Source organism: Kytococcus schroeteri, from assembly GCF_002847825.1.
GTDB classification, from domain to species: Bacteria; Actinomycetota; Actinomycetes; order Actinomycetales; family Dermatophilaceae; genus Kytococcus; species Kytococcus schroeteri.
Map to the genome: position 1 here is coordinate 63,003 of NZ_PKIZ01000011.1, position 17,851 is coordinate 80,853.

18 protein-coding genes and 1 riboswitch are annotated in these 17,851 nt (G+C 75.4%); of the genes, 10 read left to right on the forward strand and 8 right to left on the reverse strand.

Annotated features, from left to right (window positions below):
* Nucleotides 1-20: 20 nt before the first annotated feature.
* A complete protein-coding gene (locus CYJ76_RS06925) occupies nt 21-2,099 on the reverse strand; it encodes a chorismate-binding protein (RefSeq protein ID WP_202820463.1) in 2,079 nt (692 codons plus the stop codon).
* Nucleotides 2,096-2,815, reverse strand: a complete 720-nt coding sequence (locus CYJ76_RS06930; RefSeq protein ID WP_180802239.1) for an aminotransferase class IV — start codon at nt 2,813-2,815, stop codon at nt 2,096-2,098. The genes CYJ76_RS06925 and CYJ76_RS06930 overlap by 4 nt, the downstream gene beginning before the upstream one ends.
* A 102-nt stretch (nt 2,816-2,917) precedes the next feature.
* Nucleotides 2,918-3,018, forward strand: a riboswitch (SAM riboswitch).
* A gap of 250 nt (nt 3,019-3,268) precedes the next feature.
* On the opposite strand from CYJ76_RS06930, the gene CYJ76_RS06935 reads away from it, so the two are divergent.
* The 7 genes from CYJ76_RS06935 to trhA all read left to right on the forward strand — a co-directional run bounded on the left by CYJ76_RS06935 (nt 3,269) and on the right by trhA (nt 8,912).
* Nucleotides 3,269-4,669 carry an O-acetylhomoserine aminocarboxypropyltransferase/cysteine synthase family protein gene (locus CYJ76_RS06935; protein ID WP_101849642.1) on the forward strand — a complete coding sequence of 467 codons (1,401 nt, stop codon included), beginning with the start codon at nt 3,269-3,271 and terminating at the stop codon, nt 4,667-4,669.
* On the forward strand, nt 4,666-5,769 hold the full coding sequence (locus CYJ76_RS06940) for a homoserine O-acetyltransferase family protein (RefSeq protein ID WP_101849643.1): 1,104 nt from the start codon (nt 4,666-4,668) through the stop codon (nt 5,767-5,769). Before CYJ76_RS06935 ends, CYJ76_RS06940 begins: the two co-directional genes overlap by 4 nt.
* A 68-nt stretch (nt 5,770-5,837) precedes the next feature.
* On the forward strand, nt 5,838-6,536 hold the full coding sequence (locus CYJ76_RS06945) for a 5'-methylthioadenosine/adenosylhomocysteine nucleosidase (RefSeq protein ID WP_180802240.1): 699 nt from the start codon (nt 5,838-5,840) through the stop codon (nt 6,534-6,536).
* Between the two features lie 69 nt (nt 6,537-6,605).
* Nucleotides 6,606-6,929, forward strand: coding sequence for a hypothetical protein (locus CYJ76_RS06950; RefSeq protein ID WP_070703540.1), 324 nt, complete (start codon nt 6,606-6,608; stop codon nt 6,927-6,929).
* Nucleotides 6,930-7,211: 282 nt separating this feature from the next.
* The gene (locus tag CYJ76_RS06955; RefSeq protein ID WP_141494347.1) at nt 7,212-7,460 is read left to right on the forward strand and encodes a hypothetical protein; all 249 of its coding nucleotides are present in this window, start codon (nt 7,212-7,214) and stop codon (nt 7,458-7,460) included.
* A gap of 58 nt (nt 7,461-7,518) precedes the next feature.
* Nucleotides 7,519-8,229 (forward strand): alpha/beta fold hydrolase, encoded by a 711-nt coding sequence (locus CYJ76_RS06960; RefSeq protein WP_101849644.1) that lies wholly within the window; start codon nt 7,519-7,521, stop codon nt 8,227-8,229.
* Nucleotides 8,226-8,912 (forward strand): PAQR family membrane homeostasis protein TrhA, encoded by a 687-nt coding sequence (trhA, locus tag CYJ76_RS06965; protein WP_070703537.1) that lies wholly within the window; start codon nt 8,226-8,228, stop codon nt 8,910-8,912. The genes CYJ76_RS06960 and trhA overlap by 4 nt, the downstream gene beginning before the upstream one ends.
* A gap of 39 nt (nt 8,913-8,951) precedes the next feature.
* On the opposite strand, the gene CYJ76_RS06970 is transcribed toward trhA, so the two are convergent.
* The 4 genes from CYJ76_RS06970 to CYJ76_RS06985 are packed head-to-tail and all read right to left on the reverse strand — an operon-like array spanning nt 8,952 to nt 12,877.
* Nucleotides 8,952-9,617, reverse strand: a complete 666-nt coding sequence (locus tag CYJ76_RS06970) for a lytic transglycosylase domain-containing protein (RefSeq protein ID WP_101849645.1) — start codon at nt 9,615-9,617, stop codon at nt 8,952-8,954.
* 35 nt (nt 9,618-9,652) lie between these two features.
* Nucleotides 9,653-12,289, reverse strand: a complete 2,637-nt coding sequence (locus CYJ76_RS06975) for an excinuclease ABC subunit UvrA (protein WP_101849646.1) — start codon at nt 12,287-12,289, stop codon at nt 9,653-9,655.
* A gap of 35 nt (nt 12,290-12,324) precedes the next feature.
* Entirely contained in the window at nt 12,325-12,642 is a 318-nt protein-coding gene (locus CYJ76_RS06980; RefSeq protein WP_070703534.1) for a type II toxin-antitoxin system PemK/MazF family toxin, read from the reverse strand.
* Nucleotide 12,643: 1 nt separating this feature from the next.
* Nucleotides 12,644-12,877: a ribbon-helix-helix domain-containing protein gene (locus CYJ76_RS06985; protein WP_070703542.1), complete on the reverse strand. Its 234-nt coding sequence runs from the start codon at nt 12,875-12,877 to the stop codon at nt 12,644-12,646.
* Nucleotides 12,878-13,060: 183 nt separating this feature from the next.
* Here CYJ76_RS06985 and CYJ76_RS06990 point away from each other — a divergent pair, with 183 nt between their 5' ends.
* Nucleotides 13,061-14,356, forward strand: a complete 1,296-nt coding sequence (locus CYJ76_RS06990) for an MFS transporter (RefSeq protein WP_331250397.1) — start codon at nt 13,061-13,063, stop codon at nt 14,354-14,356.
* Nucleotides 14,357-14,419: 63 nt separating this feature from the next.
* Entirely contained in the window at nt 14,420-15,397 is a 978-nt protein-coding gene (locus tag CYJ76_RS06995) for a polysaccharide deacetylase family protein (RefSeq protein ID WP_101849647.1), read from the forward strand.
* Between the two features lie 102 nt (nt 15,398-15,499).
* Here the strand turns inward: CYJ76_RS06995 and CYJ76_RS07000 are convergent, their stop codons facing one another.
* On the reverse strand, nt 15,500-15,889 hold the full coding sequence (locus CYJ76_RS07000; RefSeq protein WP_101849648.1) for a thiol-disulfide oxidoreductase DCC family protein: 390 nt from the start codon (nt 15,887-15,889) through the stop codon (nt 15,500-15,502).
* A 275-nt stretch (nt 15,890-16,164) separates the two neighbouring features.
* Here CYJ76_RS07000 and CYJ76_RS12460 point away from each other — a divergent pair, with 275 nt between their 5' ends.
* Complete coding sequence (locus CYJ76_RS12460) at nt 16,165-16,491, forward strand: snapalysin family zinc-dependent metalloprotease (protein ID WP_180802241.1); 327 nt, start codon at nt 16,165-16,167, stop codon at nt 16,489-16,491.
* An 84-nt stretch (nt 16,492-16,575) separates the two neighbouring features.
* Here the strand turns inward: CYJ76_RS12460 and CYJ76_RS07010 are convergent, their stop codons facing one another.
* Nucleotides 16,576-17,745: a metallophosphoesterase family protein gene (locus CYJ76_RS07010; protein ID WP_101849650.1), complete on the reverse strand. Its 1,170-nt coding sequence runs from the start codon at nt 17,743-17,745 to the stop codon at nt 16,576-16,578.
* Nucleotides 17,746-17,851: the final 106 nt, after the last annotated feature.

Below are 17,851 nucleotides of genomic sequence, written 5' to 3' on the forward strand. Positions count from 1 at the left end.
TCGGCGTCGGCTCCGCCGGGTCACCGGCAGGCGGAACGGGCCTTGGTGAGCATCTCCTCGTACTCCGCCCGCGGGTCCGAGGCCAGCACCACGGCCCCGCCGGCCCCCACCGTGACGCGTCCGCCGTGCACGACGGCGGTGCGGATGACGATGGCCAGGTCGGCCGTCCCGGTGGCCGACAGGTAGCCGAGCGTGCCGGCGTAGATCCCGCGCGGTCGGCCCTCGAGCTGGTCGAGCAGGTCGGTGGAGCGGGCCTTGGGGGCTCCCGTCATCGAGCCGCCGGGGAAGGCCGCGCGCAGCAGGTCCACCACCCCGGCCCCCTCGCGCAGGCGCCCGGTCACCGTCGTGACCAGCTGGTGCACCGTCGCGTGGGTCTCCACCGCCATGAGGCGGGGCACCCGGACCGTGCCCGGCCGGCAGACGCGCGCCAGGTCGTTGCGCAGCAGGTCCACGACCATGAGGTTCTCGGCGCGGGTCTTGGGGTCCGTGGCCAGGGCGGCGGCGCGGGCAGCGTCCTCGGCCGGGTCGTCGCTGCGGGCCGCGGTGCCCTTGATGGGGCGGGTCTCCACCGAGCCGTGGGCGTCCACGTGCAGGAAGCGCTCCGGGCTGGAGCACAGCACGGCGGTGCCGCCGTCCTGCAGCAGGGCGGCGAAGGGCGCCGGGTTGGTGCGCCGCTGGCGCAGGTAGGTCGGCAGCACCTCCCCGGTGAAGGGGGCGTCCACGGCCGTGGTGAGGCACAGCTCGTAGGACTCGCCCTCGCGCAACCACCGGCGGGCGGTCTCCACGTGCTCGGCGTAGGTGGCGGCGTCCACGAGCAGGGAGCCCTCCACGTCGGCCACCAGTGGTGTGCCCGCTGGCCGGGGCAGGAGCAGCGGGTCCGGTCCTGGGCCCGTGTCCGCGCCGGGTTCGCCCTCGCCGAGCAGGGCCCGCTGCGTGGAGGCGGCCCAGGCCTCTGCAGCGGTCACGGCGGCCGGCTCGTCGGGGCAGTGGGCCACCACCCACCCGTCCCCGGTGGCGTGGTCGAGCACCGCGTACCGGTCGGCTGACATCCACACCGCCTCGGGCGTGGCCGCGGGGACCACCGGGGGCGCGTCCGAGCGGGTGTCGGTCCAGCGCCGTGCCTCGTAGCCCAGCCAGCCCACGAAGCCGCCCTGCAGGTCGAAGGGCAGATCCTGCCGGTGCGGGGTCGGGCGCGCGGCCAGGGCGTGCTCCAGCACGGCGAAGGGGTCCTGTGCGGCCGAGGGGCGCAGCACCACCGCATGGGGTCCGGTGGGGGTGCCGAGCATCGTGAACCGGCCCCCGCCCTCGCCCGTGCGGGCGCTGTCCAACCACCACGAGGAGGGGCCGGCCGGGTCGGGCACCGGCCCCGACCCGGCCGGCGGTGCGGTCCCGGCCCCGCCGGCCACCCGGGCCGCCCAGCGTGCGTGCACCACCTCGGCGCCCACCCGCTCGAGCCCGGGCACCGGCCTGGCCACGAGGGTCCACGGCCGCGGGGCCGCCGCGCGCACCGCATCGGCGAAGGCCTGCACCACCGCCAGCCCGTGCGGCGTGCCCACCGACTCGGGGTGGAACTGCACGCCCCACCACGGCCGCTGCGTGTGGTGGGCCAGCTGCACCACGCCGTCGGGGGTGCGGGCGTCCACCACCCACCCCGCGGGCAGGGGCTCGACGGCCGCCAGCGAGTGGTAGCGCACCACCTCGGTGGCCGGTGGCAGGTGCGCCGCCAACCCCGTGCCGTGGTGCTCCAGGGCGTCCACCAGCCCGTGCTGCGGGGCCGGGGCCGGCTCCACCCGCCCGCCGGTGGCCACCACCATCAGCTGGTGGCCCAGGCACACCCCCAGCGTCGGCAGGCCGGAGTGCTCCAGCGCCCAGGCCGCCAGGCGCACGTCCTCGGGGCGGGCGGGGTGGCCCGGCCCGGGGGAGATGACCAGGCAGTCCACCGCGCGCACCGCGGTGCGGATGCCGGGGTCGTCGTGCGCCAGCACCAGCGGCTCGCGGCCGAGCGCCGCCGTCAGCAGGTGCGCCAGCACGTGGGTGTAGGAGTCGTGGTTGTCCACGAGCAGGGCATGCAGCGGGCGCGGCGGGAGCGAAGCGGTCACGGCACCTCGTCGAGGGCGGTGTTCCACGCCAGGGCGCGTCCCGGGGCGGCGAGCACCAGCGGCCGCCCGCCGTGCTCCCAGGCCGTCACCCCGCTGATGCCGTGCAGTGCGCTGAGCAGCCAGAGCTCGTGGCCGGCCAGCTCCTGCGGCGTGCGGTGCGCGCTGGCGGTGCGCACCCCGCGGCGGGCGGCCAGCTCGCGCAGCCGGAGCTCGGTGACCGACGGCAGCCGCCCGGCGGCCGGGGGAGTGGTGAGCACCTCGCCCTCCCACCAGGCCAGGGTGCCGTGGGCCGCCTCCAGCACGTGGCCGGCGGACGAGAGCAGCACGGCGTCGTCGGCGCCGCGCCCCAGGGCGGTGCGGCGTGCGTCGGCGAGCACCGCCAGGTCCGGCCCCTTGACCTCGGGAGCGGTGCGCGGGTCGGCTCCCGGGAGGGTCCACAGCCTCGATGCGGGACGACGCGGCGGCGCGGGGCGCAGCAGCACGGTCACCCCGGTGGTGCGCACCTCCAGCCGGGGGAACCACTCGCCCTCGGCCAGCTCGGCCGGCATCTCGTGGGTGGCGGCCACCACCTTCTCGGCCCAGTCCGGCACGCCCGGCCAGGTGCGCGCGGCCGCGGCCACGGTGCGCTCCAGGTGGTGCAGGCGCCCCGGCCACCAGCCGTCCACGTGGCGCCACGAGGTCACCACCACCGGCTCGGGTGCTGCTGCGGCCTCCACGCTCCTCCTCCGCTCTCCGGGCATCACTCGCACGGCCGCTCATTGTGCGGCATCGGTCACAGGGGTTTGCGGTCACCGGGTCCGTGGCCTACGGTCGTGGACACCTCATCCAGAGCGGCCGAGAGACGTGGCTCCACGACGCCGCGGCAACCCGGCGGACCGACAGGTCCGACCACGGGTGCCACTGCCACGAACGATGCGAAGGAGTTCGAGATGCAGCACCGCACCTCCCCTCACCCCCGCCTGAGTGGCGCCGCCCGCACCTCGATGTCGGGCACCTCCTGGGCGTCGCGGCGAATGCCGGCGGCGCAGCGGGCCGCCTGAGCCCCCTGCGCCGAGCCTCGTCCTGAGGCTGACGACCCCCTTTCCCCGCCGCCGCCCCATCGGGTGGCCGGCTGACCGCACCCCGGTGCGCCCTCGCGCCGGGGCGGTCCCCCGTACCCAGGAGACGCCATGACCCAGCCCACCACCGCCACCGAGACCACCCCGACCACCCGCGCCACCGCCGACGCCCCCTCCGTCGAGGCCCTGGACCCCACCACGTGGGGCCTGGCCACCCGCGCCGTCCACGCCGGCCAGGTGCCCGACTCCGACACCGGATCCCGCGCGCTGCCGCTCCACCAGACCACCAGCTACGTCTTCGCCGATGCCGACCAGGCCGCCAACCGGTTCGCCCTAGCCGAGCTGGGCCCCATCTACACGCGCCTCAACAACCCCACCACGCAAGTGGTGGAGGACCGCCTGGCCGCCCTGGACGGTGGGGTGGGCGCCCTGCTGCTCTCCTCCGGCCAGTCCGCCACCACCCTGGCGCTGCTCAACCTGTGCGACGCCGGCGACCACGTGGTGGCCTCGTCCCACCTCTACGGCGGCACGCAGAACCTCTTCGCCGTCACCCTCAAGCGCCTGGGCATCGACGTCACCTTCGTGGACCCGGCCGACCCCGCCGCCTGGCGCGCCGCGGCCACCGACGCCACCAAGGCGTTCTTCGGCGAGACCGTCTCCAACCCCTCGGGCACCGTGCTCGACATCGCCGCCGTGGCGGAGGTGGCGCACGAGGTGGGCGTGCCGCTGGTGGTGGACAACACCATCGCCACCCCGGCGCTGCTGCGCCCCATCGAGCACGGGGCCGACGTGGTGGTCTACTCGGCCACCAAGTTCCTCGGCGGGCACGGCACCGCGGTGGCCGGTGCCATCGTCGATGCCGGGCGCTTCGACTACACGGCCCATGGCGACCGCTTCCCGCACTTCACCGAGCCGGACGAGACCTACGGCGGCATCGTCTTCGGCCGTGACCTGGGCGCGGACGGGGTGTTCGGGGTGAACCTCTCCTACGTGCTGCGGGCCCGCGTGGTGCTCCTGCGCGACCTGGGGGCCTCGGTCTCGCCCTTCAACGCGTGGCTCATCGCCCAGGGCCTGGAGACGCTCACGCTCCGTCTGGAACGCCACCTGTCCAACGCGCGCACCCTCGCGCACTGGCTGGCCGAGCACCCGCAGGTGCAGCGCGTCCACTGGGCCGGGCTGCCGGACCACCCCTCCCACGCGGTGTCGGCGCGCTACCTGCCCGACGGTCCCGGCTCGGTCGTCTCCTTCGAGCTGGCCGGCGGTGCCGAGGAGGGGCGCGCCTTCGTCTCCGCCCTGCGCCTGCACAGCCACGTGGCCAACATCGGCGACGTGCGCTCGCTGGTCATCCACCCGGCATCCACCACGCACGCCCAGCTCTCCGAGGCCGACCAGCGCGCGGCCGGCGTCACCCCCGGGCTGGTGCGGCTCAGCGTCGGCATCGAGGACGTGGACGACCTGCGCGCCGACCTCGAGCGGGGGTTCGCGGCCGTGGCTGTCGGGGGTGCGCGGTGACCGCCACGCTCCCGAGGCGTGGCGCGGTGTCCGCCGGCGCCGGGGCACCTGCACCGCGGCACCGCGTCGTGCGCCCCGGGCCGGTGCGCCTGGAGGGTGGTGCGCTGCTGGACCCCGAGGTGTCGCTGCGCACCTGGGGAGCCCCCGCGGCGCCCGACGGCTCCAACGTGGTGGTGGTGCTGCACGCCCTGACCGGCGACTCCCACGTGGGCGGCCCCGGTGGCCCGGCGCACTGCCCGCGCGGGTGGTGGCCGGACCTCATCGGGCCCGGGCGCCCCCTGGACACGCGGCGCCTGCACGTGGTGGCGCCGGACGTGCTCGGCGGGTGCAGCGGCACCACCGGCCCGGCGAGCCCCGCCCCGGACGGGCGCCGGTGGGGCAGTCGCTTCCCGGCCGTGACGGTGCGCGACCAGGTGGCCGTGGAGGTGGCCGCCGTGCGCGCGCTGGGCCTGCGCCGGGTGGGGTACGTGCTCGGCGCCTCGGCCGGTGGCATGCGCGCCCTGGAGTGGGGCCTGCAGCGCGAGGTGGAGGCGGGGCACCTGTGCGTGGTGGCCGCGCCGGCCGTGGCCTCGGCGGACCTGCGCGGCGGCCTGGCCCTGCAGCGGCAGGCGGTGACCGCCGACCCGGCGTGGCGGGGCGGTGACCACCCGTCGGGGGCGGGCCCGGTGGCCGGGCTCGCCCTGGCCCGGCGGATGGCGATGCTCACCTACCGCAGCGCCGACGGCCTCGAGGAGCGCTTCGGGGAGGGGTCGCCGGGCACCTGCGCCTCGGGTGGCTCGGTGACGGCCTGGCTGGACCACCACGGGGACTCGTTCGTGCGGCGCTTCGACGCCGGGGCGTACCTCGCCCTCATCGACGCGATGGCGAGCCACGACGTGGGGCGCGGGCGCGGGGGAGTGCCGGCGGCCCTGGCCGCCGTCCACGCCCGGGTGACGGCGGTGGGCGTGAGCAGCGACCGGCTGGTGCGCCCCGAGGAGGTGCGCCGGGTGGCGGCGCTCGCCGGGGGCCGCTACCTGCAGGTGGAGTCCGCCAGCGGCCACGACGGGTTCCTCACCGAGACCGAGGCCGTGGCGGGGCTGCTGGGCTCGGTGCTGGCCTGAGCGAGGGTGGCAGGGCGTGCGCGGCCCGGGTCGTGGACAACCTGCCTGACCGTGCCACGATGCGCGCCATGACACGCGTGCTGGGAGTGCTGGGTGCCATCGAGGCCGAGGTGGTGGCGCTGCGGGCGGCGCTGGAGGACGCCCACGAGGAGGTGGTGCTCGGCCTGACCGTCACCCGCGGCGTGCTCGACGGCATCCCCCTCGTGCTGGCGCGGTGCGGCGTGGGCAAGGTCAACGGGGCCCTGGGTGCCGCGGCCCTGCGGGTCGCCGGGGCCGAGGCGGTGCTCTTCACCGGGGTGGCCGGCGGCATCGCGCCGGGGGTGGCCGTCGGGGACCTCGTGGTGGCCGATGACGTGGTGCAGCACGACGTGGACGTCACCCCGCTGGGCCGCGGGCCCGGCGAGCTCCTCGGCGAGCCGCTGGCCTGGTCGGCCGACGACCGGCTGCGCGCCGCTTGCGAACGGGCCGCTCGCGCCATCGCCGAGGACGCCGCGGTCCACACCGGGCGGGTGGCCTCGGGCGACCAGTTCGTCGCCAGCGGGGCCGCGCGCGCCCGCATCCACGAGGTGTTCGGCGCCCTGGCCGCCGAGATGGAGGGTGCCGCCACCGCCCAGGCCTGCGCACGCATGGGGCTGCCCTGGGCCGTGGTGCGCAGCATCAGCGACAGCGCCGACGAGGGAGCGGTGGAGGACTTCCCGGCGTTCCTGGAGATGGCCGCCCGCCGCGGGGAGGCGCTGGTGCGGCAGGTGGTGCGCGAGCTGGCCTGAGGTCCGCTGCCCGGCAGCCGCGGGTGTCGCCCCGACCTGACCCGCCTGGTTGCGCCGCTACGGTGACCCATGACCTGGAAGCAGCGCGCCAGGCGTGCCCTCGACCACCCCGTGGCCGGCATCCCGGCGCGCGCCGCCTTCACCGCCCTGGCCACCGCCCAGCTCGCCCGGGCCGCCCGGCACGACCGCCGCACCGTCGGGCTGCCCACCCCCGAGCAGCGAGCCGACACCGCCGAGCACGTCACCATCGCCGTGAAGACCTTCATGCGGCCCGCCACCTGCCGCCGCTTCATCCGCTCCGCGCGGACGTGGTGCCTCTGCCGTTCAACTCCGGGGTCCCCGTGGGGCGCAACCTCGCCCTCTCGATGGTGGACACCGAGTTCACGCTGGTGACCGACGACGACCACGTCTTCACCGCCGCCACGCAGATCCACCGGGCCGTGGAGTACCTGCGGGCCACGCCGGAGGTCGACATCGTGGGCCTGGCGCTGGTGGGGCTGCCCCAGAACGAGGCCGGTGACCTGCGCTACCCGCGCATGGTGGAGGGGACCCTCCCGCCGCTGCGCGAGGACGACGAGGCGCTCAACGGCCTGCCGGTGCGTCTCATGGTGGCCCAGAACTACGTGACCCGCACCGAGTCGCTGCGCCGCATCGGGTGGGACGAGGGGGGTGCGCATGACCGACCACAAGGACTTCTTCCACCGGGCCTCCGGGCGGCTGGTCACCGTGATCGACATGGGGTCCGGCAGCTACCACGTGCGCACGCCCTTCAAGAAGGACTACATGAGCTACCGCGACGCCGTGGCGGACGACGGTGCCTACCTGACCCGCAAGTGGGCGGCCGTGGTCGCGGGGGAGATCCCCTCGGACACCACCTGCTACGGCGGGAGCTCCGCCGAGCGGCGCGCGGCCCGCGGCGTCTGATCCCGCGGGGCCGGAGGGGTTCCGCGGCCAGCAGGACGGCCCGGGTAGCGTGGCGCGGGTGAGCGACGACCTGCCTGAACTGCCCGACGTGACCGTCCCGGACGACCTCTCCGGCCTCGAGGAGGCCACGCCCGGCCCCACCCCGCTGGCCCTGGTGCACGGGCTGGGCTCCAACCCCATCGACTGGCAGGACGTCGTGAGCCGGGTGGGGGCCTCGCGCCCCATGGCCGCGCCGTGGGTGGACGCGCTCAAGCCCAACCGCCCGGCGGGCCCGCTGGACCTCTCCGCCTGCGCCTCGGCCGTGCTCTACACCGGCGACGTCATGACCTGGCGCCAGTTCGACCTGGTGGGGCAGGACGTGGGCGGCATGGTGGGTGCCACGCTGGCGGCCGAGCACCCGGAGAAGGTGCGTCGACTGGTGCTCTCGGGCGTCTTCGTCTCGATGCCGAAGATGGCCGTGCGCATGCAGAAGCTCGCCCTGCAGGCCCAGACCCGCAACGCGCTCGTGGCCCAGGGCATCGACCGCCAACGCACCCTGCAGACCCTGGACACCCTCGCCGGGCTGGACCTCACCGAGACCCTGCGGGCCGTGCAGCAGCCCACCCTCGTGCTCGTGGGCGCCGGTGACCGCGCGGGGAGGGCGATGGCCCGCCAGGTGGCCGAGCTGCTGCCCGACGGCCGCGTGCAGGAGATCCCGGGCGCCGGCCGCCGCCCCGCGCTGGAGGCCCCCGAGGCCTACGCCGACGCGGTGGTGGAGTTCACCGCGTGAGGAGCGGCCCCCTCCCGGAGCGCAGCAAGGACGGCTCGGTCCACGTCACCGACGAGCGGGTCAACACCCTCTCCCACCTGGTGGGCTCCTGCTTCGCGCTGCTCGGTGGCGCGGTGCTCGTCACGCAGGCCGCCACCACCGGTGACCCCTGGCGCATCGTCGGTGCCGGCGTCTACTCCGCCACCCTGCTCCTGCTGTTCGTGGCCAGCACCCTGCACCACGGTCTCGACCTGGGGGAACGGGGCGACACCGTGCTGCGCACCCTGGACTACACGGCCGTGTTCGCCCTCATCGCCGGGACGGTGACGCCGTTGGTGCTGGTGGACGTGCGCACGCCGCTGGGGTGGGCGGTGCTGGGCACGGTGTGGGCGATCGCCGTGGGCGGCATCGTGCTGCGCGCGGTGAACCCCCGGCTGCCCAAGGAGGTCACCAACACGCTCTACATCGTGCTGGGGTGGATGCCGGTGGCCCTGGTGGCCGGGGACGTCACCCTCCCGGCCGGCATGTTGGCGCTGCTGGCCGCCGGCGGGGTGGTCTACTCCCTCGGCTTCGTCGTGTTCATCCTCGAACGGCCCAACCCGTGGCCGGGGGTGGTGGGTTTCCACGAGATCTGGCACGTGCTGGTGGTGCTGGCCGCGGCCCTGCACTGGGCGATGGTGGCGGCGTACGTGGTGCCCGCCTGAGGCAGGCCGGCGCGCGGCACGGGCGTGGGCGTGGCGCGCTCAGCGGCCGTAGCGGTCGGCCCAGGTGAGCACCTCGTCCACGTACTGGCCGGAGTTGTTGTACCGCTTGATGGCGGCGCGCAGCGTGGCGTCGTCCTGGAGGTCGCGCTCCTGGTTGCCGCAGATGATCCGCGCCGCGGCCAGTGAGGCGTCGTAGATGTTCTGCGGGTCCTTCTGGCCGTCGCCGTTGCCGTCCTGCCCCAGCTCGGACCACGTGAGCGGGATGAACTGCATGGGTCCCACGGCGCGGTCGTACTCGGCGTCACCGTCCAGCTCGCCGCCGTCGGTGTCGCCGTGGCCGGTCACGTTGCCGCCGGCGCCGGAGCCGTCGAGCCGCGCTCCGAAGATGGGTGGGTCGGCGCGGCCGGTGTCGTCGAGCTTGCCGCCGTTGGCGTGCTTGGACTCCACCCGCCCGATGCCGGCCAGCACCTGCCAGTCGAGGTCATGGCACGGGCGGTCGAACTCCTCGGCGCCCTTCGCGGCCTTCTGGTAGGCGTCGAGGGCGGTCGGCGGGATGTCGTCGGCCCGCTCGTTGGCCGGGTTGAGCGTGGCCACGAGCCAGGCCAGCACGATGCCGCCCAGCACCACCAGGGCGATCCAGACACGGCGGTCCGACCGGCCAGGGCGGCGGGCCGGGCGGCGTCGTCTGGCGCGGGGCGCGGACATGGGACTCCTGGGACGGGGTGAGGGGCGGGCGCAGCCTACCCAGCCGGGCTGGATGCGATGACCCGTCCGCCCTCGGAACCGGCGCCGGGCCCCATCTCCACCAGGTGGTCAGCGGTGCCCAGGGCCACTGGGTCGTGCTCGGCCAGCACCACGGTGTGCCCGGCATCGGCCAGGGTGTGCAGTTGGCGCAGCAGGCGGTGCGTGTCCGCCGGGTGGAGACCGGTGGTGGGCTCGTCGAAGAGGTACAGGGTGGGCTGGCGGCGGCGGGTGCGCAGCTCGGTGGCCAGCTTGATGCGCTGCGCCTCGCCGCCGGACAGCTCGGTGGCCGGGTGCCCCAGGCGCAGGTAGCCCAGACCGAGGGTGGCCAGCGCCTCCACGGTGCGCCGCACGGGGGCCTCGTCGGCGAAGACGGTGCGCGCCTCGTCCACGGTGAGGTCCAGCACCTCGGCGATGGTGAGCCCGTTCCAGCGCACCTCGAGGGTCTCGTCGTCATAGCGGGCGCCGTGGCAGTCCGGGCAGATCGAGTACGTGCCGGGCATGAAGAGCAGCTCCACCGAGACCGAGCCCTGGCCCTCGCAGGTGGGGCAGCGGCCGGGAGCGGTGTTGAAGCTGAACCGGCCGGCGCCGAAGCCGCACTCCTTGGCCTCGGGGGTGGCGGCGAAGAGGCTGCGCACCCGGTCGAAGGCACCGGTGTAGGTGGCCAGGGTGGAGCGCGGCGAGCGGCCGATGGGCTTCTGCGTGATGCGCACCAGGCGCCCGGGCACCTCGGCGGGGTCCCCGTCATCGACCCCAGGAGTGGCCCCTCCAACGGTTCCGCCAGTGTGTTGAGTCGTCGACTCCCGGGGTCCGATGGCGCTCACGACCCCGACGAGCGACGACTCACCGGGCGTGCCAGGGGTGGCGGGCGCGTCGTCCGCGGGGGCGTCGGCGTCGTCGGCCTCGGTGGCGACCTCCTCGGCGTGGGCGCGCACCGCCTCGGCGATGCCGTCCAGCAGCGAGCTCTTGCCGGAGCCGGAGACGCCGGTCACCACGGTGACGGCCCCCATCGGCAGGTCCACGTCCGCGCCGGCCACGGTGTGGCGGTGGATGCCGTGCACTCGCAGCCACCCGGTGGCCGCCCGGGGCCCGCCCTCGCGGACCTCCTCGGGGTGCACGGGGCGCTCCAGGTACCGCCCGGTGAGCGATGCGGACACCCCCGGCAACTCATCGACCGGCCCCGAGTGCAGCACGAGCCCGCCGTCCTGACCGGCGCCCGGCCCCACGTCCACCACGTGGTCGCAGGCCGCCACCACGGCCATGTCGTGCTCCACCACCAGCACCGTGTTGCCGTCCTCCACCAGGCGCCGCAGCACGCGCAGGAGAGCCTCGGCGTCGCGCGGGTGCAGGCCGGCCGAGGGCTCGTCGAGCACGTAGACCACACCGAACAGCCCGGTGTGCAGCAGGGTGCCCAGGCGCAGCCGCTGCATCTCGCCGGGGGAGAGGGTGGGGCTGCGGCGGTCCAGGGAGAGGTGTCCCAGGCCCAGCTCCAGCAGCACGGCGGTGCGAGCCACGAGATCCGTCAGGAGGGCCCGCTCGGCGGCCTCCTGCGCGGTGGGTGCGGCGGGGGGCGGGACGTCGGGCGAGGTGGCGTCCCCGGCCGGCGCGTCCGCATCGGGCAGGACGGCCAGGCGGGCGCGGGCCAGGCGGTCCACCTCGGTGACCGGCAGCGCGCTGAGCCCGACGATGCCGTGGCCCTGCCAGGTGACCTGCTGCGCGTCGGGACGCAGGCCGGCGCCGCCGCAGGTGGGGCACGGGCGGGACTCCACGAAGCGCAGCGCCCGGGCCCGCTGGGTGGCCGACTTCGTCTCGGCGAGGGTGCGCATCAGGTAGCGGCGGGCGGAGGAGAACTGGCCGGAGTACGGCCGCTGGATGCGCTCGGGGTCTCGCTCGGGCACCACCTGCACCACTGGCTGCTCGTCGGTGAACAGGATCCAGTCCCGGCTCTCCTGCGGCAGGGTGCGCCACGGCACCGTGACGTCGTACCCGAGCGTCGCGGTGATGTCGCGGTAGTTCTTGCCCTGCCAGGCGCCCGGCCACGCGGCGATCGCGCCCTCGGCGATGGAGAGGTCCGGGTCCGGCACCATCGAGGACTCGGTGGGCTCGTGCACCACGCCCAGTCCCGAGCACGCCGGGCAGGCGCCGGTGGCCGTGTTGGTGCTGAACGCGTCCGAGTAGAGCGTCTCGGCGCCCTCGGGGTAGGTGCCGCAGCGGCTGTACAGCATCCGCACGATGCTGCCGGTCTGGCTGACCGTGGCCACGGTGGAGCGCGAGGAGGTACCGCTGCTCGTGGCCTGCTGGCCCAGCGCGACCGCCGGCGGCAGACCGGTGATGCTGCGGACCTGCGGGTCGAGCGCGCCGTGGATGAGGCGCCGCGCGAAGGGGGCGACGGTCTCCAGGTAGCGGCGCTGGGCCTCGGCGTGGATCGTGCCGAAGGCCAGGGAGCTCTTGCCCGAGCCGGAGACGCCGGTGACGGCCACCAGGCGGTTGCGCGGGATGGTGACCGACACGTCGCGCAGGTTGTGCAGGTGCGCGCCGGTGACGGTGATGTGCGTGGCGTCGGTGGGGGTGGACGGGCTCGCGGCGGCGGGCTGGCTCGGGGGCTGGGCGAGGGAGTCAGTGGCACCGGACGTCATCGGGCCAGTGTCGCAGCCGGGCGGGGAGGCGGGGCTCAGCCGCCCAGCACGGGCAGGTCGAGGTCGAAGGCGCGCACCATGGCCACCGCCAGGTCGCGCTCCTGCCGGGGGTGCAGCCACCCGACCACACGCCCCAGGGAGGCGGTCGGCACGGTGACGACGTTGTCCAGCGAGGCCGCGCACTCGGCGTCGAGGCCGTTGGTCGGGCCCAGGGGGACCTCGCTGGAGAGGCCCTTGACGGTGCGGGTCACCGGAACAACGGTCACCTTCGTCAGGGCGGGGCGGGCCGCGTCGCGAGTCAGCACGAGGACAGGGCGGGTCTTGTCGAGTTGGGCGAGGCGGATCTCGCGCACGTCAGTCACCCACGGACACGTGGCCGACGGTCCAGGCCACGAGGTCGTCCAGGTCGTCCTCGGCGCCTCTGGTCCGGAGCACCTCGGCGTCGTGCAGGGCTGCCAGGTGGCGCAGGTGACGCTCCAGGGCGGAGGAGACCAGCTCGGCCCGGCTGGCTGCCGTGCCGTCGCTCACGAGACGGTCGAGGGAGGCGACGAGTTCGTCGGGCAGGCGCACGGCGATCTGGGTGCTCATGGCCACAGGGTAGCGCGGCGCATCCCGCGATGGGATGCAGCGCGTGGTGTCGAGGTCGAGGTGGAGCGGAGTGCCCGGTACGCGGGGCTCCGCTCCACGGCGAGCCGGCGGTCGGTGACCGGCGGGCGCCGGACCCCCGAAAATCCCGCGCCACCCGGCCGCAGGCCCGCCTACCCTTGCGCCGTGCCCCTCGCCACCCCACCCGCCGCGCCCGCCCCCGGGCCCGTCGCGCGTGCCGTGGACTGGTTCCTCCCGCCGCGCATGGGGCGCACCTTCCGCTGGCTGGTGGGTGGCGCCTACGCGGCCAACCTGGCCGACGGCATCATCCTGGCTGCCGCCCCGCTGCTGCTGGCCACGCTCACCGACTCCGCCCTGCTCATCGCCGCCGCGCCCATGCTCAACCGCCTGCCGTGGCTGCTCCTGGGACTCGGGGCCGGCGCCGTCGCCGACCGGGTGGACCGCCGCCGCATGACCATGGCCGGCGACCTCGCCCGCGTGGTGGTGCTCACGCTGCTGGTGACCGCGCTGGTCACGGGCCACGCCAGTATCGGCGTGGTGCTCACGGTCTCGCTGCTGCTGGGCGTCTGCGAGGTGGTCACCGACTCGGCCTCCATGACCCTGCTGCCCTCGGTGGTGGACCGCCGGGACCTCACCACCGGCAACGCGCGCATGATGTCGGCCAACCTCGTGGCCAACCAGATGCTGGGCCCCGCCGTGGGTGCGGGGTTGTTCGCCCTGGGCAGCGCGTGGGCGTTCAGCTCCTCGGCGCTGCTGCTCCTGCTGGCCGCCGCCGCCGTGAGCCGGATGGTGCTGCCCGCGCGCGAGACCGCGCCCGACCCCGGCACGCCCACGGGGCTGCGGGGCCTGCACGCCGACGTGGTGGCCGGCCTGGCGTGGCTCAAGGACGCCCCCGCCGTGCGCACGCTCGTGCTCACCATCCTCACGTTCAACGTCACCTGGGCGATGGGGTGGGGCGTGCTGGTGGTCTGGTCGCACGAGCGGCTCGGGCTGGGGGCCGTCGGGTTCGGCCTGCTCAACACCGCCTCCGCGGTGGGCGGGGTGGTGGCCGTGCTGGCCTACGACCGCATCGCCGCCCGGTGGTCGCTGGCCTCGGTGATGAGGGTGTGCCTGGCCCTCGAGGTGCTCTGGCACCTCACCCTGGCCACCACCACCTCGGCGCCGGTGGGCTATGCGGCCATGTTCGTGTTCGGCCTGTACGGCTTCGTGTGGGCCTCCACCTCGTCGGCCGTGCGGCAGCGCGCCACCCCGGACCACATGATGGGGCGCATGAGCGCCATCAACCTGGTGGGCCTCACCGGGGGCATGGTCATCGGCATGCCCATCGGAGGTCTGCTGGCCGACGCGTTCGGCATCACCGCACCGTTCTGGGTGGGCTTCGCGGGGTCGGGCCTCACGCTGGTGCTCATCTGGCGGTCGCTGGCGCACATCGCGCACGCCGAGGAGCCCGCGGCGGCCTGACCCCACGCCGGCGGAGGCGCCGGCCCCTCGGCTTGGTCTAACCTGCCTGCGGGGGGTGTAGGGATGACCTGGGGACCGCACAGCACGCCGCGTCGGTCGGTGCTCGCTGGACTGGCCGCGATGGGGCTGACGTCCTGCAGCGTGCCCGACCCGCGGAGCCTCGAGCCGGCGCCGTCCGCGCAGCCGAACGGCGCGAAGGCCCCGCCTCTCCCGACGCGGTCCGCGCCGGTGTCCCCGTCCTCGCCGGGCACCACGACATCGACCCCCGCCGCACCGGAGCCCGCGCGCGAGTCCGCGCCGGAGCTCTCGTCCGAGCCGCCCGGGAGCTCACGCCACCGCGGCGCCGTCGAGGAGGAGTTCGCCGGGCGCCGTCCGCGGCACTGGGGCTCGGCGGTGCCTGGCGTGGTCACCCGGGGGAGTGCCCTCGCACGCTCCCGCCGCCGGGTGGCGCTCACCCTGGACGCCTGCGGGGGTGGGGCGGGTGCGGGGTACGACCGGGCGCTCATCGAGGTGCTGCGGGACCTGCGCGTGCCGGCCACGCTCTTCCTCAACGCGCGGTGGGTGCGGGCCAACCCGAGCACCACGCGGGACCTCGCCCGCGACCCGTTGTTCTCCCTGCAGAGCCACGGATGGCGCCACGTGCCACTGTCGGTGACGGGGCGGCACGCGTACGGCATCCGCGGCACCGGCAGCGTCCGCGAGGCGCACGCCGAGCTGACCCGGGGCATCCCGGTGCTGCAGCGCCACACCGGTCGGCCGGTGCGCTGGTTCCGCCCCGGGACGGCGCACTGCGACGAGGTGGCCTCGGCCATGGCCGCACACGTGGGCACGCCCGTGGTCGGCTTCAGCGTCAACGGCGACGGCGGCGCCACCTTCTCTGCCGAGCAGGTGGCGCGGGCCGTCGGTTCGGCAGGGCCGGGGGACATCGTCATCGCCCACATGAACCACCCGGAGTCCGGCACCGCCGCCGGTCATGCCCGTGCGCTGCCCGAGCTGCTCGGCCGGGGCCTGGTGTTCAGCCACCTCGACGACATGGTGTGACGCGCCGCCGCGCGGCGGGGGCTGGCCGCGGACGGGCCTGCTGGGGGTGAGCGGTGTGGGCCCTGAGGCACGCTGGGGCGCTGCCTGCCGTCCTGGTTCCGGTCAGGCGTGCGGCGGGGGAGGCAGGGCGCACGCCGTGGTGCCGCCCGGCAGCTGGTGGCGGTGGTCGGCCACCCACCGGTAGGTCGCCGGAGCCACCCACGCCACCGGGGGAGCGGCCAGGACCACCCCGGCCGCGTGGAGGAGTGCGCCCCGGAGGGTGGTGCGCTCGGCGGTGCGCAGGGCCGCCGCCACGGCCGGTGCGCCGAACAGCACGCGGCCGGCATCGTCCACGAAGGGGATCTCCCGCTGCGCGCGCCGTGCATCGATGCCGTGCTCCGCCAGGCGCGCGTCCGTCATCGGGGCCACCACGCAGGTGACGGGCCAGCCGGCCAGCAGGAGGGCGGCGCGGGTGCAGAAGCCGCAGTCGGGGTCGTACAGCAGGGTGCTCACGGGATCCAGTGTGCCCGGGGCCGCGTGCGCGCCCGCCCGGCCAGCCCCGGCCCCGCTCTCTCGAGGCGTGCCCTCGCCCTGCAGAAGCCCGCCTGTGGTCCAGAGGTACGCACTCTCGGGCGTACCTCTGGACCACAGGCGGACCTCTGCGGCGCCCGCGCATCCTGACGAACTCGTGCGGGTGCGCGGGCAGCGCGCTTGACCGCTGCTGTCACCGTGACCTGCCTGGCCGCCGGCCCCGCCTCGGCCGCCCCGGCCCCGAGGGCACTGACGCGGTGACCGCCGAGGTGGAGATCACCGACAACGACGACGCCGCCCCCACCTACGACCAGCTCATCGACAGTGGCGCCGAGATCTGGAACTCCGCCGTGAGCTCCATCCACCTGGTCGATGCCGGCGACGGCGGCCAGGCGATGCTCACCGACACCGAGGGCGACGACCTCAACGGCTCGTGGGTCCGCACCTGGGGCTTCGGCGAGGGCGAGGTCTTCATCGACCACGCCCAGGCCCAGGAGTACGACGCCCAGCCCAACGCGCAGGAGATCGCCCAGATGGAGGCCAACGCCGGCGCCGGGTACCTCTTCGACGGCCTGGGTCGCTGAGGAGGGGCACCGACCGAGCCGACGGCGCCCCGCCCACCACACCGGTGGGCGGGGCGCCGTCGCGTACCTCGGTGCGCGGACGCCTCAGCGCACGTACGGCGGCAGCGGGCGCGGGGTGCTCGGCTGGTAGCCCTCGCTGAGGTCGATGCCGTAGTCGGCGGCGAAGAGCGCACGGCTGGTGTAGAGCTCGTCGCTGCCCTCGGTGAGGGTGAACACGCGGGCGCCGCGCAGGCGGTGGTCCTGCGCCCCGCCCAGGCCGTAGGCGCCGAAGCCGGTGCCCGGCCCGTAGCCCAGGCGGATGCCGAAGTAGTCGCCCTCGTAGGTGTTGACGTGGTCGTGCCCCACGTACAGCCCGCGCACGTCGCCGCGGAACAGCATCGCGTTGAACAGGCCGGAGTTGAACGGTCCGGGGCACTCGTCCTCGTTGCGCTCACCGGTGATGCGGTGCTTGGCCACGGCGCGGGCGTGGTCGGCCGGCGTGCGGCTGTCCACGCTGTCCCACCACATGAAGCGGTGCTCCCACAGGGCGATGTGCTGGAAGGCCAGGCCGGGGACGGGGCGGCCGGTGGCGCGCTCCAGCTGGGCGGAGGTGTGGGCGTACCAGTCCACCTGGTCGAAGCGCAGCCAGTCCCAGTCGGGATAGCCCTCGAAGTCCTGGCCGGCGATCTCGTCCGGGGCGTAGCGGCCGGAGTCCAGCAGCCACACGGCGGCGGCCGCGCGGCCACCCTTGGAGCCACGGATGGGCAGCACCATGTTGCCGGTGCCGGTGATGCCGCGGGCACCCTCGCCGTTGACGTTGTGGCGGTAGCGGCGCACGAACTCCAGGATGCGGCGCTCGGTCATGCCCGTGCGCTCGGCGGAGTCCTCGTCGTGGTTGCCCATGGTGACCGCCCACGCGATGCCGCGCTCCTCCATCGGCATGACGACGTTGTTGAGCGCCTGGCGCACCTGGGTGGCGCTGTCCATGTCGCCGTTCACCACGTCGCCGTTGATGACCACGAGGTCGGGGCGCACGTCGTCCAGGACCGCGGCCTGCAGCTGCAGGGTGCGGCGGTCGGTGGTGTGGGTGTCCTGGGTGTCGTTGAACTGCACCACCGTGAAGCGGCCGTCGCGGCGGAAGCGCAGGTGCGTGCGCTCGATGCCGCCGCGCACCGGGGTGGCGTGCGCGGGGGAGGCGGCGGCGGTGGCGGCTGCGCCGGCGGCTCCGAGGCCGGCGCCGCGCAGCAGGGAACGGCGGTCGATGGGGGAGGTCATGAGGGGCCTTTCGTCCGGGAGTGGGGGCGGGCGCGCGCACCGTAGGAGGCCCCGGTGGCCGGTGCGTCGATGCCGGGTGGCCGGGCGGTGGCGCCGAACCGAACGG